This window comes from Lacticaseibacillus sp. 866-1 (assembly GCF_016861825.1).
GTDB lineage: Bacteria > Bacillota > Bacilli > Lactobacillales > Lactobacillaceae > Lacticaseibacillus.
In genome coordinates this window covers 1-18,631 of the sequence record NZ_BOLU01000016.1, presented here as the reverse complement: position 1 = coordinate 18,631, position 18,631 = coordinate 1, and the positions used below count along the sequence as shown (strand labels likewise).

Annotated in this window: 19 protein-coding genes; 10 read left to right on the top strand and 9 right to left on the bottom strand. The window is 57.0% G+C overall.

The annotated features are described in order from the left end of the window. The first annotated feature begins 212 nt into the window (after window positions 1–212). The 6 genes from JUE30_RS06315 to JUE30_RS06290 all read left to right on the top strand — a co-directional run bounded on the left by JUE30_RS06315 (window position 213) and on the right by JUE30_RS06290 (window position 6,275). On the top strand, window positions 213–1,589 hold the full coding sequence (locus JUE30_RS06315; RefSeq protein ID WP_203624120.1) for a PTS sugar transporter subunit IIC: 1,377 nt from the start codon (window positions 213–215) through the stop codon (window positions 1,587–1,589). A 122-nt stretch (window positions 1,590–1,711) separates the two neighbouring features. Further along, entirely contained in the window at window positions 1,712–1,933 is a 222-nt protein-coding gene (locus JUE30_RS06310) for a hypothetical protein (protein WP_054665208.1), read from the top strand. A gap of 304 nt (window positions 1,934–2,237) precedes the next feature. Further along, on the top strand, window positions 2,238–3,308 hold the full coding sequence (locus JUE30_RS06305) for a DUF4767 domain-containing protein (protein ID WP_203624119.1): 1,071 nt from the start codon (window positions 2,238–2,240) through the stop codon (window positions 3,306–3,308). Window positions 3,309–3,405: 97 nt separating this feature from the next. Next, entirely contained in the window at window positions 3,406–4,473 is a 1,068-nt protein-coding gene (locus JUE30_RS06300) for a DUF4767 domain-containing protein (RefSeq protein WP_203624118.1), read from the top strand. Between the two features lie 259 nt (window positions 4,474–4,732). Beyond that, window positions 4,733–5,494: a gamma-glutamyl-gamma-aminobutyrate hydrolase family protein gene (locus JUE30_RS06295; protein ID WP_203624117.1), complete on the top strand. Its 762-nt coding sequence runs from the start codon at window positions 4,733–4,735 to the stop codon at window positions 5,492–5,494. 4 nt (window positions 5,495–5,498) lie between these two features. Then, complete coding sequence (locus JUE30_RS06290) at window positions 5,499–6,275, top strand: gamma-glutamyl-gamma-aminobutyrate hydrolase family protein (protein WP_203624116.1); 777 nt, start codon at window positions 5,499–5,501, stop codon at window positions 6,273–6,275. A 42-nt stretch (window positions 6,276–6,317) separates the two neighbouring features. Here the strand turns inward: JUE30_RS06290 and JUE30_RS06285 are convergent, their stop codons facing one another. From JUE30_RS06285 to JUE30_RS06275, 3 genes are all read right to left on the bottom strand, one after another. Further along, the gene (locus tag JUE30_RS06285; protein WP_203624115.1) at window positions 6,318–7,073 is read right to left on the bottom strand and encodes a flavodoxin family protein; all 756 of its coding nucleotides are present in this window, start codon (window positions 7,071–7,073) and stop codon (window positions 6,318–6,320) included. A 117-nt stretch (window positions 7,074–7,190) separates the two neighbouring features. Then, a complete protein-coding gene (locus tag JUE30_RS06280; RefSeq protein ID WP_203624114.1) occupies window positions 7,191–8,327 on the bottom strand; it encodes a hypothetical protein in 1,137 nt (378 codons plus the stop codon). 86 nt (window positions 8,328–8,413) lie between these two features. Beyond that, window positions 8,414–10,774: a phosphoketolase gene (locus JUE30_RS06275; RefSeq protein WP_203624113.1), complete on the bottom strand. Its 2,361-nt coding sequence runs from the start codon at window positions 10,772–10,774 to the stop codon at window positions 8,414–8,416. Between the two features lie 175 nt (window positions 10,775–10,949). On the opposite strand from JUE30_RS06275, the gene JUE30_RS06270 reads away from it, so the two are divergent. Both JUE30_RS06270 and JUE30_RS06265 read left to right on the top strand, forming a co-directional pair. Further along, the gene (locus tag JUE30_RS06270; protein WP_203624112.1) at window positions 10,950–11,114 is read left to right on the top strand and encodes a hypothetical protein; all 165 of its coding nucleotides are present in this window, start codon (window positions 10,950–10,952) and stop codon (window positions 11,112–11,114) included. Window positions 11,115–11,194: 80 nt separating this feature from the next. Then, entirely contained in the window at window positions 11,195–11,713 is a 519-nt protein-coding gene (locus tag JUE30_RS06265; RefSeq protein ID WP_203624111.1) for a YcxB family protein, read from the top strand. 149 nt (window positions 11,714–11,862) lie between these two features. On the opposite strand, the gene JUE30_RS06260 is transcribed toward JUE30_RS06265, so the two are convergent. The 4 genes from JUE30_RS06260 to JUE30_RS06245 form a co-directional block, all read right to left on the bottom strand. Continuing rightward, window positions 11,863–12,264, bottom strand: a complete 402-nt coding sequence (locus tag JUE30_RS06260; RefSeq protein WP_203624110.1) for a type II toxin-antitoxin system death-on-curing family toxin — start codon at window positions 12,262–12,264, stop codon at window positions 11,863–11,865. Next, window positions 12,264–12,524, bottom strand: coding sequence for an AbrB/MazE/SpoVT family DNA-binding domain-containing protein (locus tag JUE30_RS06255; RefSeq protein ID WP_203624109.1), 261 nt, complete (start codon window positions 12,522–12,524; stop codon window positions 12,264–12,266). Before JUE30_RS06255 ends, JUE30_RS06260 begins: the two co-directional genes overlap by 1 nt. Window positions 12,525–12,634: 110 nt before the next feature. Then, the gene (locus JUE30_RS06250) at window positions 12,635–13,828 is read right to left on the bottom strand and encodes an acetate/propionate family kinase (protein WP_203624108.1); all 1,194 of its coding nucleotides are present in this window, start codon (window positions 13,826–13,828) and stop codon (window positions 12,635–12,637) included. A 40-nt stretch (window positions 13,829–13,868) separates the two neighbouring features. Next, window positions 13,869–15,209, bottom strand: a complete 1,341-nt coding sequence (locus JUE30_RS06245) for a replication-associated recombination protein A (protein WP_203624107.1) — start codon at window positions 15,207–15,209, stop codon at window positions 13,869–13,871. Between the two features lie 225 nt (window positions 15,210–15,434). On the opposite strand from JUE30_RS06245, the gene JUE30_RS06240 reads away from it, so the two are divergent. Both JUE30_RS06240 and JUE30_RS06235 read left to right on the top strand, forming a co-directional pair. After that, window positions 15,435–15,758, top strand: coding sequence for a hypothetical protein (locus JUE30_RS06240; protein ID WP_203624106.1), 324 nt, complete (start codon window positions 15,435–15,437; stop codon window positions 15,756–15,758). Between the two features lie 9 nt (window positions 15,759–15,767). After that, window positions 15,768–16,337 (top strand): GNAT family N-acetyltransferase, encoded by a 570-nt coding sequence (locus JUE30_RS06235; RefSeq protein ID WP_203624105.1) that lies wholly within the window; start codon window positions 15,768–15,770, stop codon window positions 16,335–16,337. A 192-nt stretch (window positions 16,338–16,529) separates the two neighbouring features. Here JUE30_RS06235 and JUE30_RS11300 read toward each other — a convergent pair whose 3' ends face one another. Together JUE30_RS11300 and JUE30_RS06230 are read right to left on the bottom strand one after the other, a co-directional pair. Then, window positions 16,530–16,664, bottom strand: a complete 135-nt coding sequence (locus JUE30_RS11300) for a hypothetical protein (protein WP_255533288.1) — start codon at window positions 16,662–16,664, stop codon at window positions 16,530–16,532. 253 nt (window positions 16,665–16,917) lie between these two features. Next, window positions 16,918–18,180, bottom strand: coding sequence for a methionine gamma-lyase family protein (locus JUE30_RS06230; protein WP_203624104.1), 1,263 nt, complete (start codon window positions 18,178–18,180; stop codon window positions 16,918–16,920). Window positions 18,181–18,631: the final 451 nt, after the last annotated feature.

The window sequence follows — 18,631 nt, the reverse complement described above, 5'->3', positions numbered from 1 at the left end:
CCACTCGGCGGATTTTTCCGCCGCTGCTTTCCGCATTGCGGGCTCATCAGCCTGGCAGACGTGTCAGACCAAATAAAATGAGAACGCTATCCGGAACCGTTTTCGCGCAAGGGCACTGCCGGCGCTGGCCAAGTCAGCATCAATTGTTCACATTCCGTATGCCAGTGCCAAGCCCCTGCACGGGGGTAAACATTTTTTGGGAGGAATTTTCTATGCAAGCCATTATGAACCTGCTGGAAAAGTACGTCGTCCCAGTGGCTGCTAAGATCGGGTCGATTCCTTGGCTGGTCGCGCTGCGTGATTCATTTATCGCCACGCTGCCGATCACCATGGCCGGCTCTCTTGCAACCCTGCTGAACGCGCTGCTTTCCACCTACCCTGCACAGTGGGGTTGGACAAGTTTTGTCAATGCCGTGCAGCCGATCATCATGATCGACAACACCGTGTCCGTTGGTTCTTTGACCATCTTCGCCGTCTTCTTCTCCGCCATGTGGGGCTATCACCTCGCTGAAGCGTACCAGGTCGACGGGGTCGCCGGAACCTTGATTTCACTTTCCGCCTTCTTCATGGGCATCAACAGCAGCGCCAGCCTGGCCCTCACCGGCAAGCTGAGCAAGTCTGCGGTTAAAGTCATCACCACTGCCGGCGGCTCCTACGCCAATGGCAGCCTGTCCGTACCGAACGCCTTTGGCACCGCGAACCTGGGCTCTTCAAGCCTGTTCACGGCCATGATCTTCGGCGCGATTGCCACCGTCGTTTACATCTGGTTGATGAAGAAAGACATCTCCATCAAAATGCCTGACACCGTGCCGCCGGCTGTTTCCAAAGCCTTCACGACTCTGATTCCTGGGATCGCGGCACTGTATGTCATCGCCATCATCACTTACCTGTTCCAGACTTTGACTGGCCAGGCCTTCGGTGACTGGCTGTCTGCCACCATCCAGGCGCCACTGCTTCACGCCGGCCAAGGTGCTGGCATGGTTATCCTGGTTGCCCTGCTGGTTCAGGTCTTCTGGTTCTTCGGGATTCATGGCCCGAACGTCATGGCACCAATTCTGGAATCCATCTGGGGCACTTCCCAGATTGCGAACATCCAGGCCTTCGCCAACCATGATCCGCTTCCTTACAAGTGGGTTCGTGGTTCCTTCGATGCCTACGTTTGGTTCGGCGGTTCAGGTGGTACCATCGTCCTGCTGATCGCCATCCTGCTGTTCTCGAAGCGTGCTGATGAAAAAGCCGTCGCAAAACTTGCTTTTGCCCCTGGCCTCTTCAACATTAACGAACCAGTCATGTTCGGGCTGCCAATCGTTTTGAACGCGATCTACTTCATCCCGTTCATCGTGGCACCAGTTCTGAACACTGCCATTGCTTACTTCGTCACTGCTGCTGGCTGGGTTGGCCCAGTCAAGATCGCGGTTCCTTGGATTACCCCACCGATCCTGAACGCCTTGATGGCGACCGGGTTCGACTGGCGAGCCGCGGTACTGGCCCTCGTCAACATGGTCATTGCGTTCTTCATCTGGGTACCATTTGTTATGGCATCCAGCCGTGTTCAAACGGACGCGCCTGACGACGGCACTGCCGCTTAACCGTATGAGCCACTGGTTGTCTTTACCCAACCAGTGGCTTATTATTAACACTAGTGACTGCCGCAACCGGTTTCTTCTGCGGCAGTTTCCCTATTAAATCGAACATAAAGGAGTCAGATAACATGGTTGTTGTTAGTTCTGCACTGTATCTGGATAAGATGATCGCCGTTTTGGAAGCTTACGATGAAGATGGCGTCACCTTCAAGCTGAATAGCAAGCAGGGCATGCGTGCCACATTCAGCACCACTGCCACCGACTTGGATGCGGCGGCCAAAACCGCCAAAGCAGAGATCAAGAAGCAAAGCTGGGCTTCCGCGATCCTGTTCACCGTCGGCGTCGCCTAACTAGCGATGAAGGGACATTACAGTTCCGGTATGTTATCACTGGCCATCGGGTTTTACGTCATCATGATCAGCCCACAAGGCCCCGGGACCCAGAACCTGGACCCCGGACTCCTGACGCTCGGTATCGCTCTGGTGGTGCTTGGGTTCGTGCTGATAACACACCGTCGCCGGCGCACCAAGTCATCCAGCGATAGTAAGTAACTTGTTGTGCCAATTGCGGCCTCGCACATGATGTGCGGGGCCGCTTTTTTGATTGATTTATTTATTTTCCCGTGGGAAGCTTGATTTAGGAGGCGAAGAGAAAATGAAATCATGGGGAATCGTGGTCGCTGTGAGCGTGGGGTTCACTCTGGCCAGTTGTCGCAGTCAGCAGCCCAAGCCAACAACGAGTACCACCGCGAGCAGTAGTGCGGTGGCGCATAAGCCTAGCGCGGTTAGCAAGCTGAAGTGGAATGCGGATAAGGCGAAGTCGCTAGAGACGTATATGAAGGGTTTTGGCCCACTGATGCAACAGAATTATTCTAAGGTCGACGCGAAGACCGCGACGAAATGGCGGGGTCTGGATCTCAGCAAGGTGATGCAAAAAAAGACGCCCATCACAATTGACGGCCACCAAACCACGGTTAACTGGCTGCCTAAAGCGTCTCGCGGAAGCCGGACCAAACTCAACGTGGTCGCAGTTTACGCAGATGATCATGCGGGGATCTTGTATCTCTTCACGCTGAAAGAAAATAGCGTGCCGCGGGTACTGGTCAGTCAGGCCGCGCCCCAGAAACAGGTTCTAAGCACTACCGAGACGGCTAACGACGAGTTGAAAAAGGCCTTCGCCGCAATCGTTGCCGGCAAGCCTGCAACCCTGCCAGCCAAAGCAAACGACACCAGCAGTTCTCAGATTGCGGCGTCAAGCAGCAATGCCGCCAGTCAGCCTACTCATGCCGTGGTCTTTGACCAGTCCTTTCAGGGCACTTGGTACAGCCAGAACGGGCAGATGACGATTACAGGCAACTCAATTCAGAACCCAGAATACGGTAATCAACCTGTTTATGATATTCAGGAGCGCACTGCGAATGACACGGCGGCCTTAAACGGCGACTCAACAAAGATGGATCCGGCCAAAGAAGAATGGGGTGCAGCGTATCGGTTTAGCCAAGACGGTAAGTCATGGGTCAACGTCAGAGGTTGGTACCAAAGTGCCGGCGCCGGGGGCTTCTACGCGGTCACCAACCGCAATCTAGGTGGCAAAACCGTGCCAGTACTTGAAACCGCTTCTGGTGGCGGCATGTGGGTGGATCGTAATTACTATCCGACACAGGCGCTCGCAAATCAGTATGGTGCCACCATTTACCCAGATGAGCATACGGCCAACTCGCAGTAAACAAGTATTGGCCGAGTAGCGCACTGTGGTGAATCAAAGCCATCACTCAGTTTTTTTTACTTACTGAATGAAGATGTCTTTTGGAGGTAGGGGAAAAATGAAGTGTTGGCGGACGACGATTTTACTCAGTTTGGGGCTGACGCTTGCCGCGTGTGGCAATCAGCAGGCCCAAAAAGCGACCAGCTCCAGTTCGCATGTTAAGGTGGCCGCATCCAGCAGCAAGCGGAAAACCGGCGCGACACTTTCTTGGAACCAAACCAAAGCCGACAAGCTGGCGGCGTTCATGAAGGACTTCGGTCCCACCAAGAGTCAGCAGTTTACCCAGGCTGACCTCAATGATCAAGTGAAGTGGCAAGGACTCGATTTGACTAAGGTCTACAAGACCAAGCAGCCCATCACGATCGATGGCAAGAAGACTCCGGTCACGTGGCTGCCGAAGAAAGGTCACGCCAGCAAGACGCAGGAAAACGTCGTCGCCGTTTACGTTGATGACCAAGACACCGTCCTGTTTTTGTTCACGCTGACGGCCCAACGCAAAACGCGAGTGCTGATCAGCCAGTATGCCCCAGACGGCCAGACCATCAAAACAACGAACACGACTAACCAAGCAGTCACCCAGGGCTTCCAGAATATTGTCGCAGGCAAGAAAGCAATTCTTCCGAACCAGACCGACGCGACCTCTTCTTCCAAGACCGCGACCACTGATCAGACCAAAGACTCGCAGGCGGCCACACCAAAGCAGCAAGCCATCGTTCCTGCAGAATTTCAGTACACTTGGTACACGCAGGATAGCGGCAACGGCCTTCTTACTTTGGCGTTCACAGCCGACACGATAAATGAAACGGGAATTGAGTTCAAAATTTTCCCATATAACGCTGACACTGCGGCAGACATTGAGAGGTCAAACCCACCAGATCCCAATGACCACACGAAAGATAACTGGGATGTTGGTACCTACTCCGCTCCAGACAAGACACTCGCCATCAAAAATTGGTATACAAAAGTACCTGGGTTATACACAATCACACCCCGAGTCCTCGATGGTCAAACTATTCCAGTGCTCGAAGAGGCCGACCCCTACACCCACTTTGATAATTACTACCTCACACCGGCACTTGCTGCAAATTACCAGGGTAGGGTCTTTCCCGACCAACACGTTCAATAACTGCTGGCTAAATCGATGAATATCAGTCGTAAAACGAGCCGAGACTATGCTAGCATTCGCGTAGTTTCGGTTTTTGTCATATACGAGCTTTCTTATCTATCCTGTGCATAGATTTTCCCACATAGCGGCAGATGCTCATTTGGATTTTCAGCATTTCATTAGAAGCAAAGCTCCCACCAATCTTCACACGATTCCGAAAAGTGTTCCCACTGGCAAAACCCCGCCGCGATTCGCTACGCTTAAATCAGGAGGCGAGCGCATGCAACCGTATATTGGCATTCCCACTGACCAGCTGGCCGGTGTCAGTCCCTACATCAACACCCAAAGCGCCAGCATCGTGCCCCAGGCGATCAAAGAGGCCGTCATCGATGCTGGCGGGGTCCCGTTGATCTTGCCGTTTCCCGCCAAAGCGGACCAGATCGACGCGCTGGTCAAAGCCGATGTAGCGGCGATTAGCGGGCTCTTTTTACCGGGTGGGCCCGACCTTGATCCCACGCTGTACGGGCAGGAGCCGGAGCTGAAACTCGGCAGCGTGATTCTGCCTGAGGACCGCTTCGAGCTGGCCCTGACCCAGGCGGCGATTCAGAAAGGGCTGCCGGTGTTTGCGATTTGCCGCGGCATGCAGCTGCTGAACGTGGCGTGCGGCGGCGACTTGTACCAGGACCTCGGCACCGACGACCCGCAGGCCCACCTCAGGCACGCCCAAGCCGCACCGGGTCAATATCCGACCCACCACGTGCGGATGGCGGAAGGGTCCCGGCTGGCAGACCTGCTCGGTCCGACTGGGTATGTTAACTCGCGGCACCACCAGGCCGTCCACCACGTCGGCGCGAGCCTGAAAGTGTCCGCCCAGGCCCCGGACGGCGTGATCGAAGGCATCGAATCGCAAACCGGCGACCAGCTGCTCGGCGTCCAGTGGCACCCGGAAAACCTGTCCGCCAGTCAGCCGGCTCAAGGCCACTTATTCACCGACCTGGTGGCCCGCGCCAGCGCCTTTTCAAAAACTCATCAAAGGAAGTGAGCTCATGCGCCCAGTGATTGCTTTAGTGGCCGATGTGATCGCCGATGACAGCGTCCACACCAGCCCGAACACCGTTGATATTTCGCCCACCATGTTCAAGGACACAATCTTAGAAGCCGGCGGGCTGCCGATCACCATCCCTTACCCGACCAATGCGCGCCTGATCCCCGAGGTCATCCAGGCCTACCTGCCCCTGTTTGACGGCCTGATCCTGCCCGGTGGCCCCGACGTTGACCCGACCCGCTACGGCGAGCAGCCGCGGCCCCAGCTGCAGGCAGCCAATCCTTTGCTGGATGCGTTTGAACTCGCGCTTATCAAGGCGACCTACGCGGCCGGCAAGCCGATGTTTGGCCTGTGCCGCGGCAGCCACATTTTAAATGTCGCGTTCGGCGGCACCCTGTATCAGGACCTGGAGACCGAGAAAACCGACGCCCTGCGCCACCTGCAGGCCACCTCCGGCGAATATCCGACCCATCACGTGGCAATCGTGCCGCAGACCCGGCTGGCCAAGCTGCTCGGCGACACGGCCTATGTCAACTCGCGCCATCACCAGGCCAGCCGCACCTTGGGCGCCGGCCTGCGCCTGGCCGCCAAAGCCTACGATGGCACCATTGAGGCGTTTGAAAGCGAAGAGAACGACCTGATTCTCGGCATTCAGTGGCACCCGGAAAACCTCTGGCAGGACGCACCGGCTCAGCTCGCCATTTACTCGGACTTCATTGACCGCGCCGAGGCCCACCGCCAAAGCGCGATGACCTTAGCGGCGGGAACCGCCCTCTAGACTGAAAAACGCCGCAATCGCGGCGTTTTTACGTGCTTGGGATTACCGGCGATGGTGCCGCACGAAGGTCATGTAATGCAGGATGCAGGCCAGCAGCACGAAGAAAATAATCACGAAGCTGGCGTACCGCAGCCAAAAACCGCTGGTGGTCCAGGGCAGCAGTTGCTGAATACCCATGGTGGCCAGCGCCATCACGGCGATCATGCCGAAAAGCAAAATGTAGCGTTTCAAGGTTTCATCATCCTTTCGCTTCTTGGCGGTCAGCTTGGCCCCAACAGCCTGGGCCTGCGCCAGCTTCTTGGCCGGCACTGCGGTCATCCCCCAGATCCCCGGCAGCACCAGCTCCGCGACCTTGTGAATGCCCGCAGCGCTCATCGCCTTGTCAATCATCGTGAACGTCGCGTCGATTTGGTGCGTGAAGGTATTGTCCAAACCACTGGCAAAACAGCTCGAGACGCTGACGTAATGCTTGTCCTTGTACTTGCCTGGCAGCGTGTTGGCGTCATGCGTCATGCGCACCATCCGGTGACGGAAGCAGTCAAAAAATTGCTTGAACTGACCCGCCACGGTGCCAAAGTACGTCGGGCTGCCCAGCACCCAGACATCGGCAGCGGCAAGTTTGCTTTCCAGCTCATCCAAGACGGGATTTTCTTGGCCCGGCAAATCTGGCCGGATGACGTACTGATTCAGGTCCACGAACTCGGTTTGCGCCCCGCTGGCCCCAGCCAGCACCGCCTTCAGGTACTGGGCGGTCAGCCCATCAGGATCCTGCCCGCCGTATAACCCCACGATTTTCATTTCATTTCACCTCAGTTCCACTGTACGAGAATGATTCCAATCTTGCAATTAGATTTTGGGGCAAGCAAAAACGCCCAAGGCTCGCGGCAAGCCGCAGGTCCTGGGCGTTGTTATCATTTAGGCTTCGCGGTATCGTCGCACCGCCGCCACGCGCAGGCGAAGCAAGTTGTCCGGCACGACTTGCACCTTGCCGCCTTGAGCCAGGGTCATCGCCGCCAAATCGTTCAGCAAGTTGTTGTGTTCGGCCGCGGGGCCGTCTGTTTCCAGACGGCCATCTTCCAGCACGCCACGAATCCGCGCGCCTTGCCGCAGTACCAGGGTGTCGACCGAGCGCTGCTGAAGCGCTTCGATGATGCCACCGAGGTCCTCGACGTACTTGCCGCTGCCGCGGGCCGTTTCCAGCAGCGCCAGCGTCTCGTCTGCGTGGCGGTCGGCGTAGTCCTGGCGCAGGTCGTCCAGCGCCAAGTCGATGTCACCCAGGCTCATGTTGCCGGGATTCAGCTCGACTTGCATCGACCCGCTGAGGTGCGGGTTGCGGCTGATCTCGCGGAACGCGGCAATGTTTTCCGGCAGGCCGAACAGGATCAGGCGGCGCTGGTTAGGGTTGGAGTAATGGTCGAGGAGGTAGGTATCCACTGCCTGGTAGTAGCGGCGGCGGTCGATTTCCTCTTCGCTGGCGCGGTCGGCATGCCCGTGGTAGCTCGCCTGCCCCGGGCCCTGCGCAACGGTGTTCACAGACCCGCCGCGTTTTTCCGTGCCCAGCGTGCCAAGCAGCGTGACCGGTGCGTCGTCAGGCAGGTCGACCATGGTCAGCACATCACCGCGGTTCAGGGCCAACGCGATTTTATCGCGCTGCAAGAGCAGCAGGTCGAAGTCGAACTGCCGCTGTGCATCCAGCACCAGCGGCAAAAGCTGCGGCCGGTCCGTGGTCATCGCCGTGGGGCTTACCGCGTACTCGAGCCCCAACGCAATCGCCTCTTGGCCGTTGCTGAGCAGTGCCGCGCCTTGGCCCACAATTGAAATCAGCGGCTGATCGCCGGCGGCCGCCTTGAGGGTCGCCTCGTACGGGGCAAAATCGGTTCCAGGGTGCGTTTGCGCCATCACATCCTTGGCGTGCGCGGCCAAGTGCCGCAGCGTCAGGCGAGTCGCCTCCACCGTGCGGTCAGCCTCAAGCGGCAGGTACAAGGAAACGAACGGGTCCTCAGTGCTGCTGCTTAAAAAGTCTTGCAAGGAGAGTTGCGTGTCTGTTGCCATATTAGTCCTCCTTTTCGTGGCCCTGTTTGGGCTTCAGTTTAACCTTACCAAGGTGCGCGCCGGTTTTTCAATCAGCACCACTTGCCTTATTTGATTGGCTGCCAGACCCAATTGCGGACCTCGGGCAGGTCCTCGCCAGTTTCGCGAATGTAATCGTAATGGTGCTGCAGCGTGTCATCCATCAGTTGAATGAAGTCGTCGCTGGTCTCACGCAACTGCGGCAGGTGCAAGACCACGTCCTTGGCCAGGTGGAACCGGTCGAGCTGGTTGATCACCCGCATGTCAAATGGCGTCGTGATCGCGCCTTCTTCGCGAAAGCCATGCGCGATCAGGTGGTGATTGTGACGGTCAAAGAAAATCGCGCGGATCAGGTCCTCATAGCCGTGGAAGGCAAACAGCACCGGCTTGTCTGGCGTGAAGTAAGCGTCAAACGTCTCGTCATTCAGCGCCCGCGGATCATCTTTCTTCAGTCGGAGCAGATCGAGCACGTTGATGAACCGCATCTTGAGGCTAGGAAAATGCTGGTGCAGCAGGTCGATTGCGGCCAGGCTCTCCAAGTTCGGCTCGGTACCGGCCGCCGCGATCACGATGTCCGGCGCGACGCCATCGTCGTTGGACGCCCAGTCGATGCGCTTCAGTCCCTCGCGCGCAAGCACCGTGGCCTCTTCGATCGAGTAAAACTGCGGCCGCGGCTGCTTGGAGGTGATCAGCAGGTTGATCGTGTTTTGGCTGCTGAAAACCGCCGGGGAAATCGCCAGGAGCGAGTTGGCGTCCGCCGGCAGGTACTCGCGAATGTACTGGCCCTTTTTCTCAGCCAAGTGGGTCAAGACGCCGGGATCCATGTGGATGTAACCGTTGTGATCCTGCTGGAACGAGGTCGACGTCGACACGACGTTCAGGGACGGGTACGGCCGGTGCCACGACTGCTCGGCCGCCTCGCGCAGCCACTTGAAGTACTGCGTCAGCATCGAGTCCACCACGCGCAGAAAAGCCTCATAGGACGTGAAAATGCCGTGCCGACCGGTCAGCGTGTAACCTTCCAGAAAGCCTTCCGCCTGGTGCTCGGACAGCTGCGAGTCGATGATGCGCCCGGCCGCCGCCATGTCCTCATCGTATCCGCTGTGGGTGATTTGCTCCTCCCACTGGCGACCGCTCGCGTCAAAAATGCCAAACAGCCGATTGGACATCGTTTCGTCCGGCCCGAACACCCGGAAGTTGTGCGGGTTCAGGCGAATCAAGTCCCGCAGGTAATCGGACCAAATCACCATGTCCTGGCGCACGTCCTGACCGCGCTTGCCAATGGGCAGCGCGTACTGGCGATAGTCCGGCAGCACCAGCGGCTGTTTGCCGCCAACATTGGTGATCGGGTTGGCCGCCATGCGCATGTCGCCCTTGGGGGTCAGCGCCTGAAGTTCGGGCTTCAGCGTACCCTTTTCATCAAACAGGTCCTCAGGGTGGTACGACTTCAGCCACTTGACCAAAGCATCGGCATGTTCCATGTGGTCGCGGGACACGGGGATCGGAATCTGGTGCGCGCGGAACGACCCTTCAATCTTGTTGCCGTCCCACTCCTTCGGGCCGGTCCAGCCCTTCGGCGTGCGCAGGATCAACACCGGCCAGTGCGGCATCCCGGCATCGCCAGTAGCGCGGGCCTGGCGCTGAATCTGCTGGATTTTTTCAATCATCGTGTCCAGCGTTTGCGCCATGATCGGGTTGAGGGTCTTGGCATCGTCGCCTTCGACAAAGTACGGCTCCCAGCCCATCCCCGCGTAATACTGGCGCAGGTCGTCATCCGACTTGCGCGCCAGGATTGTCGGGTTGGAAATCTTGTAGCCATTCATGTCGACGATGGGCAGCACCGCACCGTCCGTGATCGGGTTGATGAAGGTGTTGGAGAACCATGACGCCGCCAGCGGCCCGGTCTCGCTTTCGCCGTCGCCGATCACCGTGGCTGCGATCACGTCGGGATTGTCGAGAATCGCCCCGGTCGCGTGGCTGAGCGAATAGCCGAGCTCGCCGCCTTCGTGAATGGAGCCTGGGATCTGCGCGTTGGCGTGACTGGCCGCGCCGTCCGGGAAGGAAAACTGTTTGAACAGCACCTGCATCCCCGCCTCGTCCTGGGTGATGTTAGGATACGTTTCGGTGTATGTGCCGTCGAGGTAAGCGTTCGACAGCATCACCTGCCCGCCGTGCCCCGGGCCTTCAATGTAAAACATGTTGAGGTCGTATTTTTGAATCAGGCGGTTGAGGTGCGTGTAGATAAAATTCTGCCCGGCAATCGTGCCCCAGTGGCCGAGCGGGTTGAACTTCACGTCGCCGGCTTGCAGCGGGCGCTTGAGCAGCGGGTTAGCGCGCAGGTACAGCTGCCCGACTGACAGGTAGTTGGCCGCCTGCCAGTAGCGCGTCATGAGGTCAAAATAAGCTGGTGAATCGTAAGTCGTGGTCATCAAACTCCCCTGCTTTCCTAATGTATCGTGATCAATCACCCAGATTGTACGCCTGATTGCAGGTTGCGCCGAATGATTCGACTCACCGGCTCACCGCGCTTAAAAACCCGCTCTCAGTCCCTAAAAAGGTGATAAACTGAGCATGAGAAAAGGTTTTTCATTAGGGGGCTTACAAATGAAAACACCATGGTTTGATGGGGTCATCATTGCGATTGCAGTCCTGGCGCTGATCGCGTTGGTCACGATTGGGGCCATTCTGCCGGCCATCGCCGTCTTGGTCCTGATGGGCGTCGCCGTGGCCGTCGACCGCCAGCAGCCGCACGGCCGGTTAAGATTTTAAATATTCTCAGCAATCGTTTTACGTCACGCTTGTCCCCAAAGCCAGCAAAGTTTATACTCTTGCCAACGGAGGCGGTTGCCATGGAGCTCAAGGATCTCACCATCAGTCAGCAGGACTATTTGGCCTATCAGCAGTGGTTTCAGCGCCAAGGCAGTATCAAATGGCTGCCGCGGATCCTGCTGGTGTGCGGACTGCTGTCAATTGGCATTGGCAGCTGGCTGGGTATCACGGGCAGATGGGTCTGGGGCTCCGCCAGTGCGGTAATTTTTCTCGGGGTATTCTTCATCGCGTATTTGCCGCTGCTGACGCGCGTACGCGTCGTGCGCGCCGTCCGCTCACCGAAGAACGCCGCCGTGTTCAGCAAGCGCACATTTTTAATCGATGATACCGGGCTTACCATGAGCACATCAACTAGCACCAGCCATTCAAATTGGTCGGCTTTCTTGGAGGCAACCGAGACGCCCCGGCTATTCATCCTGATGGTGGCAAGCCGGCAAGGCGTACTGATTTCCAAGGCCGCGATGACTGACAGTCAAATTCAGGAACTGCGCGCCATCATCAAAACCAACATGCCAAAAGCGCCGGTCAAAGTTGGATGACCCATGAGCAATTCACTTCATAGAAACGCGTTCTCAACGACCATTTACTGGTCGTTTTTTGTATGTGCTTTTGTTAGATGATCAACTCGGTCTGATCGACAGAAACAAAAACCAGGATAATCGCAATCTAGCGTCATCCTGGTTCGGGGTTACTTTATGAGCATCTCTTGCACGATCGTCTTAACTTCATCCCAAAGACTCTGTGGCTCGCCGTCAACCTGTGCCACGTGAATTGCCAGCTCTGCCAGCTTACGCCGCTGAGCCGAGTCCGGTTTAAAAGTAATGTGGTTTAAAGCTAGACAATCAAGAAAACTTAGATAGGCGGTTCGTTTATTGCCGTCATTAAATACATGCTTTTTAATCAGCTTGACGAAATAGAATATCGCCAAGTCGGTTGCAGTGGCGTACAGTTGCTGGCCAAAAACGTCTTGATGAGCGGATTGAACAATGTAATCCAAGGCCTTCGCATCACGAATGGAAGCTCTTTGATTGGCTTTCTGCTGAAGGCAGACGTTAATCGTAATTACCTCAGACTGACTCAAATACTTCATCAGCGGTCTGCCAAATAATCAAGCGCATCCTTATTCTCAGCAATTAGCTCTTGGATTCTCGCAACCGTTGCCAAGGCAGCATCTCGTTGCTTGGTCGGAACAAGCACAACTTGACCGTCACTCTCGCCGATGGTGACGCTGTCTCCCTTATTGATTCCAAGGTCTTCAGCGACCTCGCGCGGAATAGTGACGTATAAGCTGCTGTTACTTTGGCCAACTTTCCGATCTTGTCGATGTTTCAGCTTTGCAGGATCAATCATGTCATCACCTCGTATATGTAGTATATACGGTCGATACGCCCGGAGCAAGTCAATGTGCTGTCAGACAAACCTCTGTGCCTCATATAGGGAAATTCATTGCCACTCAGACACTAGTGACGTGGCAGCCGGTCCTGCACGTCGCGCACGATCATCAGCTCCTCATTGGTTGGGATGACCAGCGTCTGCACGGTGGCGTCTGGAGCAGAAACGTTGGCTTCCTTGCCCCGCACCTGATTTTTCTCTGGGTCGATGGTCGCGCCGAGGAACTGCAGGTGAGCCATGATGCGAGCGCGCATGTCGCCGGCATTTTCGCCGACGCCGGCGGTGAAGACCAGCACGTCGACGCCGTTCATCAGCGCCGCGTAACTCCCGACGTACTTAGCGACGCGGTTGGCGTAGATATCCAGCGCCAGCTTGGCCAAGGGGTCCTCATCCTCGATGGCCTCGAGGTCGCGCTGGTCCGCGGACAGCTCAGAAATGCCAAGCAGGCCGGAGCGCTGATTCAGCATCGTGATGATGTCGTCAAAATTAGTGATCTTCAGCTTGCGCATCAGGTACTGCAGCAGCGACGGATCGATGTCGCCGCTGCGTGTGCCCATGGTGACGCCGGCCACCGGGGTGAAGCCCATCGAGGTGTCGACGGACTGACCATTTTGCACGGCGGTGACGCTGGAGCCTGAACCCAGGTGCATCACCACCATTTTCAACTGATCCAGCGGCCGGCCCAGGAACTCGGCGGCGCGCTGCGAGACGTAGCGCACGCTGGTGCCGTGGGCCCCGTACTTGCGGGCACCGTACTTTTCGTAGTACTGGTGCGGAATGCTGTAGAGAAAATTCTCCGCCGGCATCGTCTGGTGAAACGCGGTATCAAACACCGCCACCTGTGTCGCCCAAGGCATCATTTTGCAAAAAACGTCGATGTATTCGGCCTCGACCGGGTTGTGCAGCGGTGCGTAGTCCTTCAGGTCGCGAATGTCCTGCAGCACCTGCGGGTCGATCACGACGGATTCGCTGAACTCCTCGCCGCCAGCCACCACGCGGTGCCCGACGCCGACAATCTCGTGCAGATGCTGCACGAGGCCGAGGTCCTTGAGCTCGGTCATGACGTCGGCCACAGCCTCGTGGTAGTTGCGAATCGCGTGCCCGGAGCGGTAAACCTGGTCGCCATACTTGATTTTGACGCTGGACTCCGCCTGGCCAAGGCGATCGATCAGCCCATCGGCCAGCATTTTCTCTGTCGGCATCTCAAACAATTTCCACTTCAACGTTGAACTACCTGCGTTGACTGCGAGTATTTTGACCATGTTCTCAGCTCCTATCTATTGTGTGCGTTTACATTGTAGCCTATTTTCCCGCTTTCTGCTCGGGGTCGTGCTGGCGGTGCCATTCCTTGATCTGGGCCAGCCGCGCCTTCACCCTGGCCTCGCTGCCTTGCTCAGTCGGGTGGTAATACTGTTTACCCTTTAAATTATCCGGCATTGTCTGCATCGTGGTCAACTTATCCGGGTTGTCGTGCGCGTACTGGTAGTTCTTGCCGTAGCCGAGATCCTGCATCAGGTCGGTGACGCCGTTTCGGATTTGCAGCGGCACCGGCTCCGCCAGCGTTTCCGTCGCGTCCTTTTTCGCCGCTTCGTACGCGGTATACAAGGCGTTGCTCTTCGGCGCCAGGCTCAGGTAAACGACGGCGTGGGTCAGGTGGACCGAGCACTCCGGCATCCCGATGAACTGGCACGCCTGAAAGACGCTGGTGCAGATCTCCAGGGCCCGCGAGTCCGCCATGCCGATGTCCTCAGAGGCAAACCGCACCAGCCGCCGCGCAATGTACAGCGGATCCTCGCCGGCTTCCAGCATGCGTGCCAGCCAGTAAACGGCCGCGTCGACATCGGAGTTGCGCATCGACTTGTGCAGCGCCGAAATCAGGTTGTAGTGCTCCTCGCCGTTTTTGTCGTAGAGCAGAGCCTTTTTCGTCAGCAACTGGGACACGGCGGCCTTGGTCACCGTGATGCCCTTGCCCGAGTCGGTTTCGGCGTTGGTGACGGCCATTTCCAGCGTGTTCAGCGCGATGCGCGCATCCCCGTTAGCAAAATCGGCGATCATTCCCAGCAGCTCCGGCGCGATTTTCACCTTCTGCAGGCCATAGCCGCGCGGATCCTTCAGCGCCCGGTTCAGCAGCTCGATGATGTCATCTTGGGTCAGCTGCTTGAGCACGAACACCCGGGTGCGCGACAGCAGCGCGGCGTTGACCTCAAACGACGGGTTCTCGGTGGTTGCGCCGATCAGCGTGATTGACCCGCGCTCAACGTACGGCAAAAAGGCGTCCTGCTGCGCCTTGTTGAAACGGTGAATTTCGTCGACAAACACGATGGTTTTCTGGCCGAGCGAGCGGTTCTGCTCGGCTTCTTCCATCACCTGCTTGATTTCCTTGATGCCAGCAGTGACCGCAGAAAATGTCACGAACTGGGCCTTGGTTTGGCGGGCAATGATCTGCGCCAGGGTCGTTTTGCCGACACCAGGCGGACCCCAGAAAATCATCGAGGGAATTTCGTCATTTTCGATCAGCTTGGCGAGCACCTTATCTTTGCCGATGAGATGCTTTTGGCCGGCGAACTCAGCAAGGGTCGTCGGCCGCATGCGGCTGGCCAGCGGCTGCGTCTGCGCCGGATTTTGATCAAATAGAGACGGCATCGCGCCACCTTCTTTCAGCTTCATCATACCATTGCAATCTGGTATGCTACACTTGAAAGCAAGATGCGAAAGGTGAATGTCTGCCTAGTCGCGCTTCGGGCTCGCAACGCCTGAATGCCTAGCTACGCCCTGCACGGCGCTCGCCAGCGAGCCCCGCACAGAGCTAGGCTAGTCATCAGGCTAACCCCGCGAGCCCTTCGCAGCCTTTACAAAGGAGTGACCAAAATGGCCGATGCCAATGACCAAACTTTTCCCAGCGGTGAGTTCACCGCTTTTTCAACGGCCAAGATGACCTACTTCATACTAGTGCGGCCAGATCTAACGCGCGCTGACATTGAGGCCTTCTTCGGCGATGACGCCCGTTATGTGGCGCTGACCAAGGTGCCCAGTGTCGAGCTGCACCTGCCGCAAACCGAGGCCCAGATCGCGGTGCCCGGCAACCTGATTGCCCGCTTCGCCAACGGCAAGTATAAGGTGATCACGAAGGAGTACTACGAGCAGAATTTCAATGAACCAATCGCCGATACGAACGGGCAAGGCATTCACTAAGGAGATAGCATGGCCAAGTTTGAAAAGTATCACCCACTGCTGTCAGTCCACTACCAGCTGGACTGGCTGACATTGTTTAAGTTAAAAGACGTCGCCCGGCTGCGGGCCGATAAGACCCAGGCGGCGCTGTCCGGCCGTGAGCGCGACCAGTCAGTTGAGGACACCGCCCGCTATGTTAATCACACGATGCGCTTGGTCATGAGCGATCAAGCCCTGCTTTACGGCATCGGCGACCGCGAAACCAACGAGTTCCTCGGCAGCATTTGCCTGTGGCGTTTCGACCAAGGCATGACTGAAGCGCAGATGCGCTTTGAGCAGCTGCCTGAAGCCGCGCCGGAAGTCATGCAGGAAATCATCCCCCGCGTGGCCGGGTTTGCCTTTTTTGAGCTGGGCCTGAAGAAGCTCTACGCGGTGTTACCCGAAACCGCCGGCTCAGCGGTCGACCTGCTGGCCGGTTTCGGGTTCGCCAGTGCGCCCGCTCACCACACGCGGACCATGCCGAACGGCGAAAAGGTTCCACTGCTGCAGCTGACGCTGACTCGCGAGCAGGTCGCCGATGACCCGGCGTTTCATTTTTAAGGATTGTACCCGCCCGTATTAGCTCAATTCGTTCGTTACTGCTTCCGGTTCAGAAGCAGCCATGATATAATGAAAACAGCAAAAAGGGACGCCCGGCAAGACGTCCCCCGCAGAATTGTCTTTGAACGATGGCTATCAGAAAGCAAACATTACGCCGCCTCCACTGTCAAGGTTCAGCGGCGTATTTGTTTGCTATTTTTTCCGGCCGCGGCCGAACTCTTTCATCAGCAATCGCCATGCGATAACTAACATCGTGATCACTTGGATCAATGATATCAGCTTACCGATGAAAGGAATGATCGACGTCATGACGTCGATCAAAAGCAAACTCGTACCCCCTTCCTACTGGAATTTAAGGTTATGAACCTTAAGTTCATAAGCCTCACCTTCTTTCGAATGCGAGATACCACCGCTCTAAACGCTTCTGCTTTTGTTATTATATCGGTTAAAAGCTTAACTGCCTAGCCGTACGTGTACGGCCTCATCAAATTGATGGGATCCCATCACCATGCTCTCACTCAGAACGCAAAAGTCACCGACCTTCAAGTAAATAGGTGAAGGATGGTGACTTTTGTCGTTATTAGTTTTTGTTATAAAACACGTCCTGCACGGCGCCGATGATGCCCAATTTGGCGTGCGCGTATGTCAAGCCGCCCTGAATGTACAGCGTGTATGGCGGCCGCAGCGGCCCGTCGGCAGAAAACTCGATGGTGGAGCCTTCCACGAAGGAACCGTCTGCCATGATCACCTTATCCTCATACCCGGCAGTGGCCTCCGGAATCGGCGTGATGAACGAATCAATCGGCATGTTCTGCTGCAAAGCCTTGGTAAAGCGAATCATGTCATCAGGATTCCCGAAGTTGACCGTTTGAATCAGGTCGGTGCGCGGTGCGTCCCAGCTCGGTCGCACCGGCAGACCCATTTTCGCTAGGAGGGCCGCCTCAAAGACCGACCCCTTAATGGCGTTGCCGGTGACTGATGGCGCCTGGAAAAAGCCTTGGAACATGGCGTCCAGCACGCCGAACGTCGCGCCTTCCGCACCGCCCAAACCAGGAACGGTATAGCGGTACGACACCCGCTCGACGAGGTCCTTGCGCCCGACGATGTAGCCGCCGGTTTTGAGCATGCCGCCACCACCGTTTTTGAACAGCGAGCCGGCCATAATGTCAGCCCCGACTTCAAGGGGCTCCTTGGTTTCGGAAAATTCCCCGTAAGCATTGTCCACGAAAATCCAGGTGTCAGGCATGGCGCTGCGAACCGCCTTGATCATCTCGGCGATTTTCGCGATCGTGAACGAATCGCGTGTCGCGTAGCCGCACGAACGCTGAATCGCAACGACCCGAGGCTGATCTTTGGCCACGCGCGCCTTCACTGCCGCCAGGTCGACGTCGCCGCTTTCCGGCAGCGGCACGTAATCGGCCTTAATGCCATACTCCTTAGGGCTGCCGATCGCGTTGCCAGCCATCCCGAGGACTTCCTGCAGGGTGTCGTAAGGCTCGCCGGTGATGTAAAGAATCTCATCCCCTGGCCGGACCAGGCCGAGCAGCCCGACCCCGATCGCGTGCGTGCCCGAAACAAACTGCGGCCGCACCAGGGCGTCCTCGCCACCCAGCACCTGCGCGTAAATGGCCTCCAGCTTATCGCGGCCTTCGTCATCTTGGCCGTAACCCGTAGACCCTGACAAGTCCGTCGTGGCGACATTGTGATCACGGAAGGCCTTGAGAACCTTGGCTTGGTTTTCCATGATCTGGTCATCAATGACCGCCAGCTTCGGCGCGATTTCCTCATCGACTTCCTGAACGCGCTTGATCAGCTCTGGATCAAAATCATCTTTCCAACTCATGCTTTTCTCCTTGTGTTTTGTGCAAAAATTTACCGGCCAGTACCTGCGCTTGGCGGGGCGCCACCATTTTCAAACTCTTCCATGCTATCACCTTCTCCAGTATACGAGAGGAAGCGGTGAGGTGCACGGAAAGTCTGGGAGGCGGGGCCAATAATCGGGCTAAGTGTGCAACCCCTGCACATCTTGTACTAATTGGGCTCCGGGGTCGCAACGCCCGAGTGATTAGCTGCGCCCGAGGCCTCGCCGCCAAAGAACGGCGGCAAAGCCTCAGGCTGGGCTAATCATCGGGCTAAGTGCGCGACCCCTGCGCACCTTATATAAAAACCACCCGTCGAACGGGTGGTTTTCTCTGGGGCTATAAGCCCCTGTTGCTGGCTGCGTCTCAAGGCGCTGGCCTCACTTCGTTCAAGGCCTACTGCGATTGCCACTTTAACCGCCTCTGGAAGAGGCT

Bases quoted from the DNA above. Each gene is read 5' to 3' on its own strand.
- JUE30_RS06250 (WP_203624108.1), bottom strand. From the start codon at position 13,828: ATGGTCAAAATACTCGCAGTCAACGCAGGTAGTTCAACGTTGAAGTGG.
- JUE30_RS06295 (WP_203624117.1), top strand. From the start codon at position 4,733: ATGCAACCGTATATTGGCATTCCCACTGACCAGCTGGCCGGTGTCAGT.
- JUE30_RS06245 (WP_203624107.1), bottom strand. From the start codon at position 15,209: ATGCCGTCTCTATTTGATCAAAATCCGGCGCAGACGCAGCCGCTGGCC.
- JUE30_RS06270 (WP_203624112.1), top strand. From the start codon at position 10,950: ATGAAAACACCATGGTTTGATGGGGTCATCATTGCGATTGCAGTCCTG.
- JUE30_RS06230 (WP_203624104.1), bottom strand. From the start codon at position 18,180: ATGAGTTGGAAAGATGATTTTGATCCAGAGCTGATCAAGCGCGTTCAG.
- JUE30_RS06300 (WP_203624118.1), top strand. From the start codon at position 3,406: ATGAAGTGTTGGCGGACGACGATTTTACTCAGTTTGGGGCTGACGCTT.
- JUE30_RS06310 (WP_054665208.1), top strand. From the start codon at position 1,712: ATGGTTGTTGTTAGTTCTGCACTGTATCTGGATAAGATGATCGCCGTT.
- JUE30_RS06305 (WP_203624119.1), top strand. From the start codon at position 2,238: ATGAAATCATGGGGAATCGTGGTCGCTGTGAGCGTGGGGTTCACTCTG.
- JUE30_RS06315 (WP_203624120.1), top strand. From the start codon at position 213: ATGCAAGCCATTATGAACCTGCTGGAAAAGTACGTCGTCCCAGTGGCT.
- JUE30_RS06275 (WP_203624113.1), bottom strand. From the start codon at position 10,774: ATGACCACGACTTACGATTCACCAGCTTATTTTGACCTCATGACGCGC.
- JUE30_RS06290 (WP_203624116.1), top strand. From the start codon at position 5,499: ATGCGCCCAGTGATTGCTTTAGTGGCCGATGTGATCGCCGATGACAGC.
- JUE30_RS06255 (WP_203624109.1), bottom strand. From the start codon at position 12,524: ATGATTGATCCTGCAAAGCTGAAACATCGACAAGATCGGAAAGTTGGC.
- JUE30_RS06280 (WP_203624114.1), bottom strand. From the start codon at position 8,327: ATGGCAACAGACACGCAACTCTCCTTGCAAGACTTTTTAAGCAGCAGC.
- JUE30_RS06240 (WP_203624106.1), top strand. From the start codon at position 15,435: ATGGCCGATGCCAATGACCAAACTTTTCCCAGCGGTGAGTTCACCGCT.
- JUE30_RS06235 (WP_203624105.1), top strand. From the start codon at position 15,768: ATGGCCAAGTTTGAAAAGTATCACCCACTGCTGTCAGTCCACTACCAG.
- JUE30_RS06260 (WP_203624110.1), bottom strand. From the start codon at position 12,264: ATGAAGTATTTGAGTCAGTCTGAGGTAATTACGATTAACGTCTGCCTT.
- JUE30_RS06285 (WP_203624115.1), bottom strand. From the start codon at position 7,073: ATGAAAATCGTGGGGTTATACGGCGGGCAGGATCCTGATGGGCTGACC.
- JUE30_RS06265 (WP_203624111.1), top strand. From the start codon at position 11,195: ATGGAGCTCAAGGATCTCACCATCAGTCAGCAGGACTATTTGGCCTAT.